This is a genomic window from Paenibacillus kribbensis, from assembly GCF_001705305.1.
Classification (GTDB): Bacteria; Bacillota; Bacilli; order Paenibacillales; family Paenibacillaceae; genus Paenibacillus; species Paenibacillus kribbensis_B.
On record NZ_MCBP01000008.1, the window covers coordinates 212,281 to 231,918 of the forward strand.

The 19,638-nt window shown below is 41.8% G+C and carries 12 protein-coding genes and 1 other RNA gene; 3 read left to right on the forward strand and 10 right to left on the reverse strand.

Annotated features, from left to right (window positions below; genetic code table 11):
- Positions 1-4: 4 nt before the first annotated feature.
- From BAZ21_RS16260 to BAZ21_RS16270, 3 genes are all read right to left on the reverse strand, one after another.
- Complete coding sequence (locus BAZ21_RS16260; protein ID WP_068502829.1) at positions 5-403, reverse strand: DoxX family protein; 399 nt, start codon at positions 401-403, stop codon at positions 5-7.
- Between the two features lie 26 nt (positions 404-429).
- Positions 430-696: a DUF896 domain-containing protein gene (locus tag BAZ21_RS16265; RefSeq protein ID WP_068502831.1), complete on the reverse strand. Its 267-nt coding sequence runs from the start codon at positions 694-696 to the stop codon at positions 430-432.
- A 331-nt stretch (positions 697-1,027) separates the two neighbouring features.
- Positions 1,028-1,438 (reverse strand): hypothetical protein, encoded by a 411-nt coding sequence (locus BAZ21_RS16270; protein WP_068502834.1) that lies wholly within the window; start codon positions 1,436-1,438, stop codon positions 1,028-1,030.
- Between the two features lie 405 nt (positions 1,439-1,843).
- Between BAZ21_RS16270 and BAZ21_RS16275 the strand changes: the two genes are divergently transcribed.
- Positions 1,844-2,239: a VOC family protein gene (locus BAZ21_RS16275; RefSeq protein WP_068502837.1), complete on the forward strand. Its 396-nt coding sequence runs from the start codon at positions 1,844-1,846 to the stop codon at positions 2,237-2,239.
- Positions 2,240-2,447: 208 nt separating this feature from the next.
- Entirely contained in the window at positions 2,448-3,638 is a 1,191-nt protein-coding gene (locus BAZ21_RS16280; RefSeq protein ID WP_084011708.1) for a P1 family peptidase, read from the forward strand.
- A 64-nt stretch (positions 3,639-3,702) separates the two neighbouring features.
- Here the strand turns inward: BAZ21_RS16280 and BAZ21_RS16285 are convergent, their stop codons facing one another.
- The gene (locus tag BAZ21_RS16285; protein WP_068502841.1) at positions 3,703-5,262 is read right to left on the reverse strand and encodes a multicopper oxidase family protein; all 1,560 of its coding nucleotides are present in this window, start codon (positions 5,260-5,262) and stop codon (positions 3,703-3,705) included.
- A 274-nt stretch (positions 5,263-5,536) separates the two neighbouring features.
- Positions 5,537-7,627 carry a pectate lyase family protein gene (locus BAZ21_RS16290; RefSeq protein WP_068502843.1) on the reverse strand — a complete coding sequence of 697 codons (2,091 nt, stop codon included), beginning with the start codon at positions 7,625-7,627 and terminating at the stop codon, positions 5,537-5,539.
- A 755-nt stretch (positions 7,628-8,382) separates the two neighbouring features.
- Between BAZ21_RS16290 and BAZ21_RS16295 the strand changes: the two genes are divergently transcribed.
- Positions 8,383-11,826, forward strand: a complete 3,444-nt coding sequence (locus BAZ21_RS16295) for an nSTAND3 domain-containing NTPase (RefSeq protein ID WP_084011710.1) — start codon at positions 8,383-8,385, stop codon at positions 11,824-11,826.
- A gap of 325 nt (positions 11,827-12,151) precedes the next feature.
- On the opposite strand, the gene BAZ21_RS16300 is transcribed toward BAZ21_RS16295, so the two are convergent.
- The 5 genes from BAZ21_RS16300 to secG form a co-directional block, all read right to left on the reverse strand.
- On the reverse strand, positions 12,152-14,599 hold the full coding sequence (locus BAZ21_RS16300) for a DUF3427 domain-containing protein (protein WP_068502849.1): 2,448 nt from the start codon (positions 14,597-14,599) through the stop codon (positions 12,152-12,154).
- A gap of 391 nt (positions 14,600-14,990) precedes the next feature.
- Positions 14,991-15,355, reverse strand: a transfer-messenger RNA (tmRNA) gene (ssrA, locus tag BAZ21_RS16305).
- Positions 15,356-15,613: 258 nt separating this feature from the next.
- Positions 15,614-16,093, reverse strand: coding sequence for an SsrA-binding protein SmpB (gene smpB / locus BAZ21_RS16310; RefSeq protein WP_068502852.1), 480 nt, complete (start codon positions 16,091-16,093; stop codon positions 15,614-15,616).
- 283 nt (positions 16,094-16,376) lie between these two features.
- The gene (gene rnr, locus BAZ21_RS16315; protein ID WP_068502855.1) at positions 16,377-18,980 is read right to left on the reverse strand and encodes a ribonuclease R; all 2,604 of its coding nucleotides are present in this window, start codon (positions 18,978-18,980) and stop codon (positions 16,377-16,379) included.
- 185 nt (positions 18,981-19,165) lie between these two features.
- Entirely contained in the window at positions 19,166-19,399 is a 234-nt protein-coding gene (gene secG, locus BAZ21_RS16320) for a preprotein translocase subunit SecG (RefSeq protein WP_068502858.1), read from the reverse strand.
- Between the last annotated feature and the right edge of the window lie 239 nt (positions 19,400-19,638).

A 19,638-nucleotide genomic window follows, 5' to 3' on the forward strand; every position in this document is an offset into this window, starting at 1 on the left:
TGTTTTATTTAAGTATTGCATCGATGGAATATGAGCCTGCCCCTGTCAACGCAATACCGATTACGATGGCAATAAGAACTAGCGGATATTCATAGCCGTTAGCTGTTGCCCAGATTCCATTTGGTCCATGTACTTTGACAATCGCGCCGAGCATAGTTGCCGTAATTAAGAGTGCAGCCAGCGGAGTGAGCAGTCCTACAGCAAATAGAGCTCCTCCCAGCAATTCCATCAACCCCGCGGCCACTGCCATGAATACTCCGGGCTTAATTCCGATCGATTCCATCCAACCGCCGGTGCCTTTTGGACCATAGCCGCCAAACCAGCCAAAAAGTTTCTGAGCTCCGTGCCCCACCAATAACAATCCAACCACCAAACGTACCAGTAACAATCCACTTGCCAACATAAAATCATCCTCCAATTGTATTTGTTTTAAGATTGCTTAATTAAAGATATTAGACAAAAATTAAATTCATTTTTAACTAATTGTGCCTGCTCTTTTCTTAGTTTTTCAGGAGTAACATCATCTCCATGCGGATCATAGATCGTAGCATTCAAAAGGATGCTTTTTACTGAACCCCGAAAGATTTGAAGGTATTCTTTGCGAAGATCGGTTTGTTCAGTCTTTTCAATTTCAGTTAATCCGACTTCGTTTGCTTTTTTGGCAAGCTGATTAATTCTTTCTAAAATTGCAATCATGTGTATACCTCCATATTCAAAATTTTCTGATTGTTTATATCTTTAATTTATTTATCTTGATATAAAGATATAATATTTTTTCATCCGTGTCAATACTTTTTCAAAAGAAAAAGAAGATCAATTCTGCATTAGACCACTTTGGCTTATGCCCCTGTGATCTTTTTCCAGTATGACTATGTATCCAATGCTTACATCGCAATCAGCTATTATATTGTGCTTTCATTCAAATTGTAAGCGGATGAAAACTAAAAGAGCCAGATTTCATATGTTATAAAAAAAGAGCTGTCTAGGAAACGGAGATTTCTGTTTTCCTGGACAGCTCTTACCTAGATTAAGGAGATACTGCCAACCCGCTGAAAACAATCGGACCGATAACCGTTGCGGTAGTACCAGCCGTTAAATTCTCAACAGACAGCGTATAGGCGTGAGCACCCGGTGTTACATTAGGATCGACCATTTGTATGGGAACCAAATAAAATTGTTCAGAGTCGGCGGATTCAAAGCCTTCTCGCGAATAGGAAATAACTTGACCATCACGGAAAATCCGGAATAAAACACTGCCCGTATTAACATCTCCGCGAATACCTACCACCGCTTTCAGCTCTACAAAGTTGGGGACGCTCGGAATTACCAAGTTGAATACGGCAATTCCTACACCCGCCGGAGTAAGTGGAATCGGGATCGCTGCACCATCCGTAACCCGTGTTGGCTCGCTTACGTTATAAGCTAGAATTTGTGCCATTTTTTTATCAACTCCTTCATACATGAGATACTATAATCTATGATAGAGAGATATAAAATGATATGGACAGCCTTCCCCCTTCAATTACCATTATGGCTATTCGTGCTACTTGGTGGGCAAAAACATAAATACTAGTTTGATCCCCTTTTGCCCTTAACCTTTCCCAAAAGAAGACATCTTGTAAAACTGGATTGAAAAGGCCCATTCCGGCAATGATAACGAAAAGAAGTTCTTCATGAATACGTTGACCGTGTAGTTATTCAGCCATCAAAGGATATTAACCGTTTTGATGTTACCCGAGTCTCGCACAGACCACAAAAAATTTTAAATTGAATTTTATATATTTAGCGAAATAGGAAAGTATAATAACGGAAAATATAAGAAGTCAAAACATAGGAGGAAATCATGGGCCGACTCGTTCATTTCGAAATTCATGTAGATGACATGGAACGTGCCAAGAAGTTTTATGGCGAGGTATTTGGATGGACATTTGAGGATTGGAGTGATTATGCTGGAATGCCTTATTTGGGAGCGGTGACAGGCGATGCAAATGAGCCAGGAATCAACGGGGCTTTGATGCAACGTCAAGGTGGTTCCCCCCAACCCGGTCAGGCTATGAATGGTTATGCATGTACTATGGGAGTGGAAAATTACGATTCTACTGAAGCAAAAATTCTTAATCTTGGAGGCAAGCTCACATTACCAAAGTATGCACTCCCTGGAATGGCGTGGCAAGGGTATTACATGGACACAGAAGGGAATATTTTTGGTATTCATCAGCCAGATAAGCATGCAAAATAGAGCTATACGATCACATAGACAGAAGCCCGGCCTAACATGGCCGGGTTTTTCATGTTGGAATTGAGAAGATACGACCAGTATACCATCCTTTTCACAACGAAAATAAACGGTTTCTGAAATGTGCGAATGGCCACTTCCTTTCGCCTATTCATTTGGATGAGGGCCGACATACCATTAAATAGACCTAGTGCCAAGGAGGCGTGTGTGCATGCGCTATCAGGGAAAAAGATGCATTCGTAATATAAATGCAGCCATACGAAATTTATACAGCGCCAAACTTGCGGTGCGGAATCAAAGGAATAAGCAGGCTGCTCGAAAAATCATAAAGTCGCAAGCCCATGTCGGTAAGAGCTTGTCCACGATCGGCTTTGGCAGGCTGCGCCAGGGCAAGACTCGATTCAAAAATGACATCAACACTCTTACGCAGCCGATAGGCCCTAGTTCCGATCGTCTGATTGGCCGAGCAGTCGAATCTCCCGGAGGAATTACCGATATTCCAGGCATCCTTGTGGGCCATGCGGAAGATGAAAGTGGCCGCACGGGCTGCACCGTGATCTTGTGTCCCCGAGGCGCTGTTCCCGGCATAGATGTGAGGGGAGGTTTTCCGGGGACGGAACAAACCGATGCCCTGCATCCCGGAACTGCGACGGAGCTAGTGCAGGCTGTTCTCCTTACCGGTGGCAGCAACTTCGGTCTCGCGGCAACGGCCGGGGTGATGAACTGGCTGGCTGAACATGGAATTGGAGCCCCTACTGAGGCCGGTCCGCTCCCTACAGTGCCTGCCGCCGTTATCTTTGACCTGATTTATGCAAAAGGCGCCCGCAGACCAAATGCGGTTATGGGCTACGCTGCCAGTCAAGCGGCGAATTCGGGTCCTGTGGAGGAAGGAAGCATCGGTGCAGGCGCGGGAGCAACGGTGGGAAAAATATACGGCAAGCCGATGAAGGGCGGAGTTGGAACGGCCGCATGGCAAATCCCCGGAGGCCCGATGGTAGCGGCTATTGCGGTCGTTAATGCCCTGGGTGACATCTGGGACCATGACCGCATCATCGCTGGTGCGCAGCGACCGGACGGGACTTTTGTCAACCAGACCCGAGCGATCCTCGAAGGAGAAGCGCCGCTGTCCAGTCAAAGCAGGAATACGACTATTGCCGTGGTAGCCACCACAGCGAAATTGACCAAGGCGGAAGCCAGCCGAGTTGCGACACTGGCCCATGACGGTATGGCAAGGGCCATTTCTCCTGTTCACACCCAGGGGGATGGAGACACCATCTTCTGTCTCGCCACGGGCACCGATACCAACGGCCTGACGGGCAATGACGCCGTGACTGCGGTAGGAACCGTTGCGGTGGTGGTTTTGGAGCAGGCTATTATTCGGGGAGTCAAAGCTGCACAATAATAGCAGCCCAAGACAAGCCCAAGACAGGGAGCACTTCGTCTGGGGCTCGAATTTTTCATACGAATTATTTTCTGCGGAGGGGTCTATTGCCGGAAACAACTTTAAGCGGACGCATCATATCGTAGTCCTCATGCTCCAGGATATGACAGTGCCAAACATAGTTGCCTGTATAAGGGACGAATTTGGCTATAATTTTTGTTATATAACCAGGGGGAACCCGAACGACGTCTTTCATCCCGCGTTCATTGGGTTCTGGAGGGACAGCCGGGCCTGTGTAGCGTATTTTATTCGTCTTGTTATAGTAATTCACATCAAACGGTCTGCGGCTGAGGATTTGGAAATGAACCAGATGCAGGTGCATAGGATGCGTGTTAGTGCCTACGTTAACGAAGTTCCAAACTTCGATTGAACCTAGCTTTGGCCGCTGAGTAGCCGGTTCCATGAATCCTTTGTCATTTAGCAATTGAACCTGCCTGCCGTATTTATCTGGGGATGAGCTTAGCTTGAGCCACCTTACCCGACGCGCCTTGGCAGGCGATAACCGGGAGATAGGAATCAATTTGGCGGGTATACGGCTTTTATCCGGAGAAGTGAGAAGTTGACCTACCCGAAATTGCATGATCTTCCCCGTTGTATTCGGATCTGGTGTGGCTCCTCCCGGAAACGGGGCCCTCGCACTGTTGGTAAGCACAATATTTTGTCCTTTATGCCGTGAGAAGTCAATGATCACATCCGCCCTCTCAGCAGGACCGAGCGTCAGTTCTTTAATCCGAACCGGTTTCGGCAGAAACCCTTGATCGCCCCCAATCTGAATAAACGATTGCCCCGAGCTCAGTTTCATTGTATAAAACCGCCCGTTGGAACCATTTATCATACGGAATCGGTATTTTCTCGGTTCCACGTTAAGATACGGCCATACCGTTCCGTTAACCAAGTTTGTATTTCCAAAGAACATCGGCACGATCGAGGGATTTACGCCCTTTACTGGCGGGGTAGTGTTGCTAGGATAAAATAGCTGCCCATTTTTCTTGAACGATCTGTCCTGAATGAGCAGTGGAATTTCGAACTTTCCTTTAGGCAACTTGAACGACGTTTCGCGAGCATCGCGAAGCAGATAGGCACCAGCCAGGCCGGCATAAAGATTCAAACGCGTGATGGCGAGTGCATGGTCATGATAAAACAAGGTGGCCGCGGATTGGCGATTAGGATAATCATACACCTTTTGCTTAAACATGGGGCCAACTCGCCTGAAGTCGCGGCTGAACCAAGCTAACGGATTTCCGTCACTTCCTTGACGTGCTACGGTACCGTGAAGATGAACTACAGTACGAACTTCCGGGACGTTAGGTCCAGCCCCGGGAATCGTTTTGTCTACCGGCAATAGATGCTTGAGCGGTAACTCGTTCATCCATTTTACCCGGACGCGTTCATTTTTATGTGTGATGATGGTCGGCCCCGGATATCTCCCGTTATACCCCCATACCGTGGTAGGCTGCAGGTCTCTATGCAGCTTTTGCTTAACCTGTTTCATTTTTACTTCGTAATAAGTACCCTGTGCTCCGCGGATTTTTGGCTTTAAAACTGGCGGGATGGCGAGTGGGGTAACAAACTTTTTGAGCGGCACGAATGTATCCTCCTCCTGACTAAGACTTTACATAAGTTCCAGGGCATATGCCTTGAAACGATGATATAGTTTAGTGTCGCTCTGGAGGATTTCGAAACGTACAGCAGCCCATCACTTTACATTATTTGTTGACTAAGAAAATAGAGGTTTAGAGCATATCAAATAGCTAGAAAAATTAAAACACCTTCAAGAGAGTGCAACCATATCGTTAGATATGGAGACAATCTTGGAGGTGTTTTTGCATTGGCAACAAAGCCAAAACTCATCAGATAATCTATTTCAATTCCATGTAATAAAGATTTGTAGGATTATCTTTTGTAATGGTATGTGCGCCAGGAACAAGTGATACGCTGACAATACCATCAGTCATTGGATAACTGGTTCCATCAATCTTGATTTTTGTTCCGTCTGCTGAATTAGACACTAATGTTAATGTTGAAGCTTCCGTAGTGGTAAACCCAATACTGGTTGAGCTTTCGATTTTTAAGCATTGAGTTAGAGTCAAACCATTATACTCCACAGTTCCCTTGTTAGCCGAAATATCCCCTTTAATATCAAAGAAGTCGCTGTCGGTTCCAGCTATGGTGAAGTTATGAACTTGTTCTCCGGGTGTTGGTACCGGAACAGGAGTTGGCGTTGGCTCTGGTGTTGGTTCCGGAATTGGAGTTGGTGTTGGCTCCGATGAGATTGAATTACCTCCTACAGATACAAGTTGAGTTGTGTAGCTTCTTATTTTAGCCATTAGAGCTGAATTGAGTGCATACGACGTGTCATCAACGGAATTATCAAATTTCCATGTAAAGTCTCCGTTATTCAGGCGTCCAGCTTTTGCAGTAACAATTTGTTCAACATCGCTTACATTATCAATGTCAGCACCATTTACTCCAGTATCGACGCTTGTATCAAAGTTGTTATAAGCTGTTCCTCCTTTTAATGCTTTGTATGTGCTTGGTACGGTTTCATTTCTCGACGAAGCTAAGTACGCATCAAATGAGCTTTTATTTGCCGGAGCTGTCCCGTTATTGGAGTTTGCATAAATCAGACTGGCAGCATCAACTATACTATTGTTGTAGGCCTTAATCACACCTCCGTTTTCGCCCGAAAATGTACCTTCCCCTAAAGCATCCGTACCTTGCAAGGAACTCAGCATTGGATATTTAGCATGTCTAAAATAATTAGATTCTACAAAGGCTGAAGCTCCCATTGTAGCACCGACACCATATTTTGAGACTCCATCAAAGAAGTTATTATATATATGAACAGATGCCACTCTTATACGTGGATGACGGGAGTCTGAATGATCAAACCAGTTATGGTGGAAGGTGACAAAGAATTCTGACGATTCACTTAAGCCGACCAGAGCCGATTTTCCTGAATCCCAGTAGTGATTATAAGAGATTGTAATATACGTCGATCCATTTTTAACGTCTGTGGAACCATCTCCCTTTGCTTGGTCAGCATCTCCTCCTGCAGATCCATAAAATATATCATTATTATGCACCCAAACATTGGCATTTCCCGTATCCATTGAAATACCATCATCAGGGAACAACATCAGACCCAGATTTCTCACTTCCACATTTCCGACATATCTAAGAAGTATTCCCCATCCGTAAGCATAAGCATCGTCTCCGATACCTTCAACCGTCATATTCATTTCCGAATAATTTTTTTTGCCTTTTACTTGAAGATATCCACTGCTATTCAGTTGTCCTTTCATGTCATCTTCTGTAACTTTTCCAATAAATCTGATTGCAAGTGGTGTTGTATCATAGCCTTTTTGTCTTAATGCCAAAATCTCGCCTAGACCTTTACCTGTTTGAACACGACCTGAGCTGTTGATTTTCACATCGAGGGTCACTGTTTGTGCAGTCTCGGATGTTACATAAAGAACCTGGGCACCATTCTTAAGTGTTCCGTCAGCATTGTAAGCACCTGAGCCTGTACCATATAGCGATTTTGATGAGAAAGCAAATCCAGATCTATCATATGAGGCTACGGATAGCTTTTTTGAAACAGCACTTACCGTTGAACCCCCTGGTAGCCTGGCATCAACTTTCATTACATAATCTCCAGCTGCAAGACCTACGGCATCAGCTCTCCAATAGGAAGGGTATTTTCGGATTAATTCACTATCAATTTGTTGGTAGTGAGAATCTGACGCACTTGCAGGTTTAACATATACATTATACCCCTCTGCATTGCTTTCAGGTGACCATTCTACATACGCAGTTTCACTCCAGCCTCCACCGTCGATGATCGAAAGACCAGCAGCATAAGTTGTAGTACTTTGCAATCCTATTAAAGATATTGCAAGAGAAAACAATAAAACAATACTCATTACATTTGTAATCCTCTTCTTCATTTCCAATCCTCCCAAGTTTGATTTGTTGCATACACCATTGAACCGTTATCAAAATGCCGTCAAGTTTCTCGATTCACCTCCCTCCGTGTAATCATATTAATGAAACATTTATACAAATTTTATAATGAGAAAAATATCACAATACATGAGTCAAACTAATGAGACTTACTTTCAAACTACAGCGTCTATCCATAATCTTCAAGGGGGAGAAATTAGTGTTATATAAGACTCTTTCCTATAATTTCGAACTAATTCGTCAGTATTCGTCAATATCCCCCTCCTTTCAACACCCTAAATTGTAGAATATATCCTAAAATATTTATCGGATTATTTTTACTGCAAATTAATTAAATAAATATCACTATGTATAAAAATTTGCCACTACCCAGTGTATTTTTCATGGCGATAAAAGCTCAAAAGTTTAAGACGTATTCAGAGGAACTAAAGATGGAAGCGATCCGCCTGCACGTTAAGGAAAACTGGACGTATCGGCAGATTACGCTCACTTGGGAATAGAAGATAAGGTTCGGATGAAGCGCTGAAAGCGTAAATACCAAGAATGGGTGAATTGGGTCTGTTAGATCAGTGGGTAAGACGGGCCCAATATGCAGATCAGAACCGCTATATGGAAGCGAGGCACTCCCCATTTGAACAGTACTGAAAATTGGTCTGTATGTTCTACTTAGGTTGAAATTTGGATTCATAAATGTAAAATTACTATATATATGGTTGTCAAGGAAACTGGAGGAATAATTGTGCCGAAATATGACTTTCATGATCTGTTAGAACCACTCGAATTTGAAAAGCTCGTTTGTGATGTCGTTCAAGTCAGGGAAGGCTTTTTTGTAGAAATGTACAGGGAAGGGCGTGATTCAGGCATTGATGGTTCTTATATAAATCACGGCAAGAGGACTATTATTCAGGCAAAACGCTACAAAAATTTCAAGCAGCTTTTAAATAGTTTAAAAAAATCTGAGCTACCAAAGGTGCGTAAGTTAAATCCTGACCGATATATTTTGGGGGTGTCATTTGACTTTCGACCTGGTGAGAAAGAACAAATCATAGATTTGTTTGAAGAGTTTATTCAAAGTAACAATGATATTTTAAGCAGGACAGATATTAATCGGCTATTGGAAGAACCAAATTATCATTGGATAGAGTCGGCACATCCTAAACTTTGGCCACTAAGCATTAATATATTAGAAAAAATCCTTCTAAAGTCCATACACCGCTCATTATACAGGGAATCGGCTGAAGAGCTTAAAGAAGCAATAAAAGCATCTACTAAATTCGCCCCTTCACAGATCTATCGTGAAGCATTACAAAGATGGTCACAGAATCATGTAATTGTAATTTCTGGAGAACCAGGTGTCGGAAAGACCACGATAGCTTATCTAATGGCACTGGCATACTTGCAACCAGAGGATCTAGACGGATTTATATGGGGAAATTCTATCAAGGATATTTATAATATGCTAGAGGACGACAGGAAACAAGTCATTATTTTAGATGATTTCTGGGGAAGTATTTTTCATAATGAAAACACTAGTAGAAATGATGAAAATCGGCTTATTAAACTGATCCAACGTATAGTAGACTATGGAGAGAACAAGCGTCTCATCTTAACAACAAGAGAATACATTCTTCGTCAAGGGCTTCAAAAACAACCTATGTTGAAGGAAACGTTAGAGAAACATGCTCTGGTATGTACGATGGAGAAATATAGTAATGCTGAAAAGGCCAACATTTTATTTCAACATCTCTACGCCTCAAACCTAAAACATGAACATGTTACTTATCTTTTTCACAATTGTGGTGAAATAATAAACCATGATAATTATAACCCACGGGTACTTGCACTCTATCTAAATAAAGAACCCGATAAAGAGACTTCCGCAGAAGAGTGTTTTATTGAACTATGTGATTATTTCGATAACCCTGGCGCATTCTGGGAGGATATCTTTTTAGAACTTAGTCAAGAGGCACAGATTGTAGCCCTGCTTTTGCTAATTTCTTCAACACCCATGAATCTGGAAGATATGAAACGCTGCTATGCACAATATATAGCTACTCGTTCAAACCGGGTGGGGATAAAGAAGCTAAGTGACAGTATCTCCGAACTTGAAAAAACAATGATTAAGTCCTTTTATAGTGATGAAGAAGACGAAATTTTGTTGAAGTTCAATATGCCCTCTGTACAAGATTTTCTATATTCCTATATTCAAGAAAATACTGAACAGTTTATTCCTGAGCTTATACAATGCTGTGCTTATTACAATCAACTTCAGTTTCTACTCGAACATTTCTCTAAGAGATCTAGCAAACAAATTACGGAAATGCTAGAGCAACAATGTATATTACATTATGTAGATTATCCTTATTGCTACACCGAACCTGATGGCAGTTGGAATTGGGGACCCGATTGGTTAGATGATCTACCTAATGGGGAGGAAGAGCTTCACAGGTTCCATCATTTGTTGTGTTGCTGTGAACCTAATCTACATCCCACACTTTTTAATTTTTTAGAAAGTGAGATTAAGAATTACTGTTTAAGTATGGGGCACGGAAATATAGAAGCGCAGTATACAGATCTTCATAATTTACCTGATATTATAATTCGATGCATTAAAAAAGGAATGTATTTTAATGGTAGAGATACTTTAAAGCAATTTTTCCAAGAAGCATTTAGTGTGTATCATTATATGGCTATGGAAAAATTTCAGGAAGTGTTTCCAGATGAGTATAGCATTTACCATGACAATTATTTCCCAAAAATAAAAAAAGAATTAAAAGCTATCTTGTTTACCGAAATAGAATTACTTGATGATTTATGTATGGATATTGAACTTGATATGCTTGTTGATAATATTCCAGAAATACTCAATCATTTTGACCTTCGATACACCAATCAATTTGGAGAGAAGATAGCTTCTTTATGCGGCCGAAAGCCGATATTAGTGCAAAAAGAAAGTATAGTTAAAACTGACAACAATATATATAGAGATGAAGAAGAACAATCATTAGAAATTGTAAAAGAAGACGCAGAAAATTGGCTTTTCGGTCCAAATGAAATCCCCCTTGATGATGAGCAGATTTCAGAATTTATAACTGAGAGCGATCTTCAACCCTCTCTAAAAAAAGAACTAAGAAGAATACTTAAAAACAATCGCCATCACTATATTCATGACTATTTACACACAAGGGAATCAATTACACTGTCTCTCGCAGCATTGCATGACCTTAAGAACTTTCCTGATAAGGAAAGCAGTTTATGTATAATAGTAATTCAGCATTTACTCCAACAAAACACAAATTCAGTAATTATTAACCTAATTGGCTTCTGTGCTGAAACTTTTGGTTTATTCATGTATTTAGATGAACCCGTGATCCGTGCCTCGGAATTTTTATCAAGCGATATATACAATCACTATTTGAAAAACGATCCTGTTCTTTGCGAGATTGTCTTTGGAAATCTTGTCCTCCAAGATTCACAATGGGTCCGTTTCCTTCACATTCCTATTTACACTTTCTGTTACGCTTTTACAACATGCATGGACTACAGGAATGAAGAAGATTCCGGCGGAGAATCCCGCCAAGAGTTCTGGAAAGAGGTGTGGGGTAATAATTTTGACAAATTAAAACGTACAATTAAATACGATAAAGGAACTCAGAATAGTATTTATTATGCTGAATTCGGAATCTACTATTTTAAAAATTATGATTGGGAGGGGCGCATGTATAGAATGTATCAGGAATTAAACCCTTACCAATTCAATCAACTATATGTTAACCCCAAAATTGAAGACTACTTAAATCAACTTGGTTATGAAAGTGAAGAAAGCAAAGTATTAAATCATCTTTCTCTCTGTAAATATGAATTTTATTATGACGATTCCGGAGCTCCCCATTCTTCGATTGCTTTCATTTCTGATGAGTTATCGATGTTTGAGCATTTAAACATCACCAGAAATTGGGATCCATATCCTAAACAATTAAGCAAAGCTAGGTTTAAGGAATTGAAGAAAAATAGCGATATATGCAGTAAGCATAACGAGAATTGGTCAGTTGCAGTCTATAAAATCAAGGACGTTGAACTGTTGAAAGAGATCGGAGCCTACGAAGAAACATTAGGTTTGATACAGGAGTTAGAGAAAGTCCATGCTAGATTTTTTTCCGGGGATTATTCATCGATTCTATGATACGTACAGATGAATTTATTTATCTTCTTTAGTAGAGTGCTACCCCAATAATTGAGCATCAAATTAATCCAGTGTAGCTTCAATATCAGCTGGAAAAACAAAAAGCGACCAATTACGGTCGCTTTTTTCATAATACATAATGGAGGCGAATCGTGGCTATGCAAAACCACATTTCGCCAGAATACGCTGTTATGAATTTTAGATAGTATCTTTAGGAATATACTTTAATTCCCTTTTTTAATTTGCTATATTCATTAATTTTCCAGAATAAGAATCAAAAAATTAAGTATTTAGTTATTATTAATAAAATCAAGATTTGTATAGATTACTTACCCGATCGAAGATATTGATAGAACTTATACTCTATAGGAGTTTCTATCACCATATTCATACTTACAACCGGTATTTCCTTATCATTTATTTTTATCATGGATTGATGAACCGTCCGTTGATCAGGGCTGGCTTTTCCCAAGTAATGAAAACCGTGACCTTCATCGTCAGCTTTTTTAACGAAGATGTGAATATCAATGTTGTTGTCTTGTGCATCAGTTATTTTCTTAACATCTTCAGATTCTAAAGTCCGATTACTCCTTGTGAACCATTTAAAAAGGGACGGAGAAAGTAATTTGTCACAGTAATCACTATCATAGTTGTTATAGTAATTGATAAAAATTAGACAAGTGCCAAACTTTATCTTATAACCATATACAACGGAACTTTCATCACATTCCCAATTCAACAACTTACATACATCTTTACGTGTATATTTCTTATATAAAGTTAACGGTGTCTCGCTAATATAGTCATTTGCTTTTTCCGTTGCGCATTCTATTAAATCAATAATCATGTCTCTGAAAAAGTTGTTTTTATCCATACTGCTTTTCAAATTTTCATTCAGTATATAAGAGCCATCTTTCCCTAAAGTACAGAGTGGATGCGACCCGTATCTTTCTCTTTGCGATTTTACGAAAAAAGATAAATCCAGTACACTCTCAACCGAAGACATCGTTTGCTCATTCGTTACACAGTTAAACTGTCTTAACTTTTTAATAAAATCTTGAAGTTTAACGCGCTCTCCACGAATTAATAAATCTAATAACATAATTTCATGTCTTCGTTTACCATCAAGAATTTCAGCCGTTAGCATTCTTAACACTTTTTGCTCATACTCGTTGAGAAGAGGTACTTCTGCTTCACCAATTTTCAAAAGGAAATGATAATAGGTTAGATATGACCTAGCAACAACAACGGGGTCAATCGATTGATGACGTATAAAATCGTGTAAGCTTGGACGCTTGCCAATTCTATTTTTCAACTTCAGATAAGCTTTCTTATAATTCTTTATTTCAGTTGAAATAGTACTAAATAAGGTGTTTCTAAAATCATCCAATTCATTTGTTTTGAATTCTCCTAAAAAAATTTGCTGATAGTAACTTTCTTCTAAATTCCACTCTACTTCACCGTTAGAATTACTTATTTCACAAATTCCAATCTCTTGTTCATCTAGTAATAATTTCAATTCTAATATACTAGATTCTCCTGGCTCGCCAGAAAGCTCTTTTAACGTTGATTTCAAAGTAATAACAGTATCGTTAATGCGATGGCTAATCCTTAGAAGTTCAATTATCACTAACCTCTCCAATTTAGGATTGGTAGCATACTCCACATCAAGATCAGGACTGAAATATAATTGATCTGCTATATCTGAAATAAATTCCATTAAAGTTGATTCAAACAACTCTAATATTTGCTTTTCACTTCTAACTTCAACACCATCCCTTTCATATGCTCTATATTTCGCATCTTCATCAATGAATTCACTTAATATTTCTAGTTGTTCGCGATCTTCATCAGATATCTCAGTCATACTAAATTTCTCAGAGGCCTTTTGAATCATTTCTCCGACTGAATTTATATTCTCAGAAATCTTCTCATTGGCAATTTTGTCTATTAATTTATTATGAGCAATATGATTACGATTCTTACTAAAATTCTCCCATTCTAAAAGGAATGAATCTGAAAGATAAGGTTTGAATAATGAATCCCATATTTTAACTTCTACTGATAACTGACTCTTCAAACTTTCTGTTAACTTAATGATTTCACCCTGAGTAAGGCTTGTTTTTTTAATTAATTTTTCAATATCATTATTATGAACAGGTTCCCATTTATAAAGTACATTTGTCATAACAGTCAGCAAGTCATCTGTATCGATTGCCATTAAGTGATCATTAACATTTTGAAAAGAGACTGCTAAACGTTTATACGTTCCTTGTCGAGATTTATGTTTGTTCTGAACTTCCTCAGGGACATATTTATCCCACCAATAAGCTCCAAGTTTCTTTACCATAACCATATTAATAAAATTTCTAAGTTCATTTTCAACTCTATAAATCCTCCCATAAAGTACTTCGGCAAATCTAGACGATTGTTCATCTGTTAACCATAGTATTTGATCCCAATCTTTTTTTAAATTTTCTTTCAATACGATCTTGAGATCATGGAGATGATCATCAAAATGCATATCTTTTTGAGGCTGAAGGACAACACTTAATTGCTTTATACCATTGTATGTGTATAGCGCAAACTTCCCAAAATAAAGATTCGAATTTCCTGTTTCAATTTTCGCTTCCCACTCATTTTCAGATTTATCAAATATCGTACAATTCTTAACAATTCCTGTTTGGCTACTGATACTATTAAGAAAAGCAGGGACATAATTTAAACTCGATTCTATTTCCTTACTGGGATTGACCATTACGAACGTTATCATAATATCCTCCAAACAGTTTAGACTTGCTACTTTATATAAGATTCGAATTTATTTTTATAAAGGAATCTCCTACACCTTTCAGCGCAGATAGACTATAATACGTATTCAGGCCCTTCATACGCTCAATTAAAATGTAATATAATTCTATTTTACATGATGCAATAGCCTTTGACCAATAATCATAACTACTGTATTTTTCCAGATTAAGCGTCTAGCTATTAAAACAAAAGTAAGGCCCTTTTTATGCGAGCACAATATTGTGCTCGCATAAAAAGGGCTAATTATAAATCATCATTAATATTCTAGTCAACTCGGTATATTAGTATCTTATGCGTTACTTAATACTGTAGGAAAAGCAAAATCCACAACCTCATTCGGTTGTGGATTTGGCATATGGAGGCGAGGGGAGTCGAACCCCTGTCCGAAGATAACGACACATAAGCTTCTACGGGTGTAGTCACAGTTTTGATGTCACCCGAGTACCGCCCCGTAACCGGCTGTACGTTGGGTCAGCCTGATTGTCTTCTTCAGCACACCCCAGGCGGAGATGTGGCAGCGTATCCCACTATAGGTTAGCCCCTACATCCGGCACATGGGCGATGCAGGAGAGGAGCACGCTCACAGGTTATTAAGCTGCGAAAGCGTAGTTGTTTTGTTGTTTGCCGTTTAATAGGCTTTAGCGTTGATGAAGTGGACGCGTCCCCACTACCCGCTACCCATGCTCGAACTATCCCCGTCGAATCCATAAACGCCCCCTTATTATAAAAGGGCTCCACGGATAAATCCGGAAATACCGGAGCATAAGCATGCATAATATCGGAAGCTGAATCCTGAGATTCAACAGTCGAACCAAGTTAAATGCAAAATACATTAAAAGCTTACTACTTCGTTAGTATACCATATTACATGTCATAACGAAACGGAATGAAGCCATTGTAGCTCGATAAAATAGCACCATTACAGGAACAAGTAGCTTATCCACGTAATTTGTACCATACATGATAATGCGGCAACTTATCTCGCAATTTTTTGCTTCTCACGCAGAGCACGTTGGATATCACGCTGTGCATCGCGTTTGGCAGCCGTTTCTCGCTTGTCATACTGCTTTTTACCTCTACCCAATCCAAGCAGCAGTTTGGCATAACCGTTCCGCACGTAAATCTTGAGCGGTACGATCGTATAGCCTTCCTGTTTGGACAGACCGATAAGCTTGCGAATCTGCTCTTTGTGCAGCAGCAGCTTACGCGTACGCGTCGGATCAGTCGGATTGTTGCGATTACCTTGCTCAAAAGGACTGATGTGCATATTGTGAATATTAATTTCGCCATTACGGATCGTAGCAAAGGCATCACTGATATTGGAACGACCATTCCGTAAGGACTTGATTTCCGTTCCCGTTAACACCATGCCCGCCTCGTAGGTGTCCTCAATAAAATAGTCATGGGAAGCTTTTTTGTTCTGGGCGAGCACTTTCCCGTCTGCCTTCTTACCCATGAATACCACTCCTTTTAATAACGTAATCAACTTCTAAATCCAAGCATTGCATCCGATGGCTACAAAGCTCCGCCTAGAAACATATTGTAACAAAATTCAGATGGTAAAAGCAAGAAAGACAAGCTCTCACTCCTACACTCGCGATTCATATGATTTACATACTTCAAAAACAAAGTGGCCTCCATCTATCACAGCAGACGGAAGCCACTCTCATACATACCCTCGAATCAGCTTTACACGCTGAAACAATCAATTCAGCCAGCAATAAACAATCTATCCTGACTTACTTTTTCTTTTTCCTCACAAATCCAGCGGTGCTATTGCCGCCGCCTCCGCCCTTATTCTTCCGCTTGCGACGCCCAGCACCTTCACCGCCTGGTCTGGCATCACTCCCAGGCGTAGCTGCGCCGCCGATGAAAACCCCGCTGGCAGATGTCTTCTTCCGCCGCTTGCTTGCACCCGTTGCTGGCGAATTGTATCCGCCCTTGCCACTGCCAAAGCCAAAGCTGCCTGCCGAGCCGACTCCGGCTCCGTTTCCACTAATGCGGCCTGTGCGACCTGTAGTGCTAATGCCTCCGCTACCGGCCTCTTTAGGCTTCCCAGCCGCCTCACGACCGCCTTTACGCTCTCTGCCAGCCTTGTCCTTGCCACCCTTGCGGTCACGTCCATCGCGGCCTTTACCGCGGCCCTCGCCACGTGCAAAACCTCCGCCCTGTCCCGAGCCGCCCGTCCGCTCACGGCGTTGCCGCTGCTTCATATCGACAAGCTCAAAGTCAATCGTGTAATCCTCCATATTGACGCGGGCGACACGAACCTTGACCTCATCTCCGATGCGGAATACCTTGGAGGTGCGTTCACCGATTAACGCCATATGCTGCTCGTCAAAATGGTAATAGTCATCCGTAAGCGCACTCAAGCGCGTCAGACCCTCCACCGTATTGTCCAACTCGATGAATATACCAAAGCTGGTTACGCTGCTGATGATGCCCTCGAACTCCTCGCCAACCTTGTCCAGCATGTATTCAGCCTTTTTCATTTGCTCTGTGTCGCGCTCTGCATCCACAGCCACACGTTCCCGCTCGGAGGATTGCTGCGCAATATCTGGCATGCGTGCAGTCAGATATTCCTGACGCTCATCTGTCAAAGCCCCGCCATTCTCCAATACCTCACGAATGACACGGTGAATCACCAAATCAGGATAACGGCGAATTGGCGATGTAAAATGAGAATAATACTCCGCAGCCAGTCCAAAATGCCCTGTAGACTCTGCATCATACTTGGCCTGCTTCATTGAACGCAGCATCATGGTACTAAGCACCGTCTGCTCCTTCGTGCCCTCGATATCCTCCAGTAAGGTTTGCAGCGCGCGCGGGTGAATGGAATTCCCACGGCCTTTGATCTGATGTCCAAAATTAGCGGCAAACGCCATGAAATTTTGCAGCTTCTCCGGGTCCGGGTCCTCATGAATCCGGTACAGGAAGGGTACCTTGAGCCAGTGAAAATGCTCGGCCACGGTTTCATTGGCTGCCAGCATAAATTCCTCGATAATTTGCTCGGCTATCGTACGATCTCTTTTAACAATATCGACAGCTTTACCTTCATCGTTCACAATCACTTTCGCTTCATCAAAATCAAAATCAACCGCACCCCGGCGCATCCGGTTAGCACGCAGCTTCAGTGCCAGCTCCTTCATCGTGCGGAATACTTCTACCAGATCTTTGTACCGTTCCATCAGTTCGGCATCTTCCTCTTCGAGGATTTTGCGAACGTTGGTGTATGTCATTCGTTCCTTCGTTTTAATCACACTGGTGAAAATATCATGCTTGACAACCTTCATATGCTCGTTGAATTCCATTTCACAGGACAAAGTCAAGCGATCCACCTGCGGATTCAAAGAACAAATCCCGTTGGAAAGTCGATGTGGAAGCATAGGAATGACACGGTCGACCAAATACACGCTACAGCCGCGGTTATAAGCCTCCTGATCCAGCTTGGAGTTCTCACGCACATAATACCCTACGTCGGCAATATGAACGCCCAGGCGGTAGTTTCCGTTCGGTAGACGCTCTACATTGACTGCATCATCCAGGTCTTTGGCATCCTCGCCATCAATCGTAACAATGATCTTATCACGCAAATCGCGACGTCCCTGACGTACAATTTCTTCTTCCGTAATCGCGTCGGGAGCCTGATCCGCTTCCGCTGTCACTTCATCGGGAAAAGCCTCCGGAAGCTGATGCTTGCGAATCACCGACAAAATATCGACGCCCGGATCATCCTTGTGACCCAGCACCTCCAGCACTTCGCCTTCCGCTGCCGCCCGTCCCTCCGGGTAGCTCACAATACGCACAACGACCTTTTGTCCGTTCACAGCTCCATTGAAGCTGTCCTTTGGAATAAAAATATCCCGGTTAATGCGCTTGTCATCCGGCAAAACAAAACCATATGCTTCGTGGCTCTGAAACACGCCCACCACTTGAAGCACAGCGCGCTTCACGATCCGTACGACTTCGCCTTCCAATCGACCACCCGCAGGTCCCTTTGACGTCACTCTTACCAGCACCGTGTCTCCATTCATCGCGCTCTTTAAGTCGTTAGCATGAATGTATACATCCGGGTGCTCCCGGTCCTCTGGAATTAAAAAAGCAAAGCCCTTGGCATGAGCCTGCAAGCGCCCGCGCTGCAAATCCATCCGTTCCGGTACACCATAACGGTTTGTGCGGGTCAGCAAAATTTTCCCGTCTTCCTCCAGTGCGTTCAAGAGCTTAAGAAATTCGCGAAACTCTTCTGCGTCCTTAATGTCAAAATGCTGCTCCAGCTCCTGGTATGTCATAGGCTTGTATGCGGTCTCTCGCATAAAATCAAGTAGTTGTTGCTCTGTTATCATAATTTTGTCCACCTCGGGCGACCTTTAATTTTCAGTAATAATCCGCATGTTCCTTGTTCTGTTGCAAGGCTCTTATATACTCATACCCTAGTATACACGAATTTAATCGACGGCATCCCTGCCTGTCTAAAATCCAAAAAAGCCTCCGTTTCCAGTGAAACGAAGGCTTAAGGTACATATTTATCTTATTTTGCAAAAAATGCAACCAAAACGGCAACAATCATAAAACCCGCACCTAAAACAGCAGTTACGCGTTGCAAAATCAAATCCATACCGCGAGCTTTTGTCTTGCCGAACAGATGCTCAGCACCGCCAGAGATGGCACCGGACAAACCTGCACTTTTCCCCTTTTGCAGTAAAACAACCGCAATAACAGCAATCGAGAACACAACGAGCAGCACTTTCAAAAAGATTTCCATGAAAAATCCCACCTCCTGAGCTTATACATCTGTTTTGCAAAACAACACAGCCTCTTTTATGAAAACATGTCCATATCATGTTATGAATAGCCGGGAATTAACGCAAAACACTTCTTTCATTCTACCACAACTTCCAGTAGATAACAACCAGCTATGACGATTGACTCCCTCATCTACTTATTTACACGTACACATACAGGCAAATAACAAAAACAGACCTGCTCACAGTAGCGAGCAGG

Bases quoted from the DNA above. Each gene is read 5' to 3' on its own strand.
- smpB (WP_068502852.1), bottom strand. From the start codon at position 16,093: ATGGGTAAGAAGGCAGACGGGAAAGTGCTCGCCCAGAACAAAAAAGCT.
- BAZ21_RS16280 (WP_084011708.1), top strand. From the start codon at position 2,448: ATGCGCTATCAGGGAAAAAGATGCATTCGTAATATAAATGCAGCCATA.
- BAZ21_RS16275 (WP_068502837.1), top strand. From the start codon at position 1,844: ATGGGCCGACTCGTTCATTTCGAAATTCATGTAGATGACATGGAACGT.
- secG (WP_068502858.1), bottom strand. From the start codon at position 19,399: ATGGAAATCTTTTTGAAAGTGCTGCTCGTTGTGTTCTCGATTGCTGTT.
- rnr (WP_068502855.1), bottom strand. From the start codon at position 18,980: ATGATAACAGAGCAACAACTACTTGATTTTATGCGAGAGACCGCATAC.
- BAZ21_RS16265 (WP_068502831.1), bottom strand. From the start codon at position 696: ATGATTGCAATTTTAGAAAGAATTAATCAGCTTGCCAAAAAAGCAAAC.
- BAZ21_RS16290 (WP_068502843.1), bottom strand. From the start codon at position 7,627: ATGAAGAAGAGGATTACAAATGTAATGAGTATTGTTTTATTGTTTTCT.
- BAZ21_RS16270 (WP_068502834.1), bottom strand. From the start codon at position 1,438: ATGGCACAAATTCTAGCTTATAACGTAAGCGAGCCAACACGGGTTACG.
- BAZ21_RS16300 (WP_068502849.1), bottom strand. From the start codon at position 14,599: ATGATAACGTTCGTAATGGTCAATCCCAGTAAGGAAATAGAATCGAGT.
- BAZ21_RS16260 (WP_068502829.1), bottom strand. From the start codon at position 403: ATGTTGGCAAGTGGATTGTTACTGGTACGTTTGGTGGTTGGATTGTTA.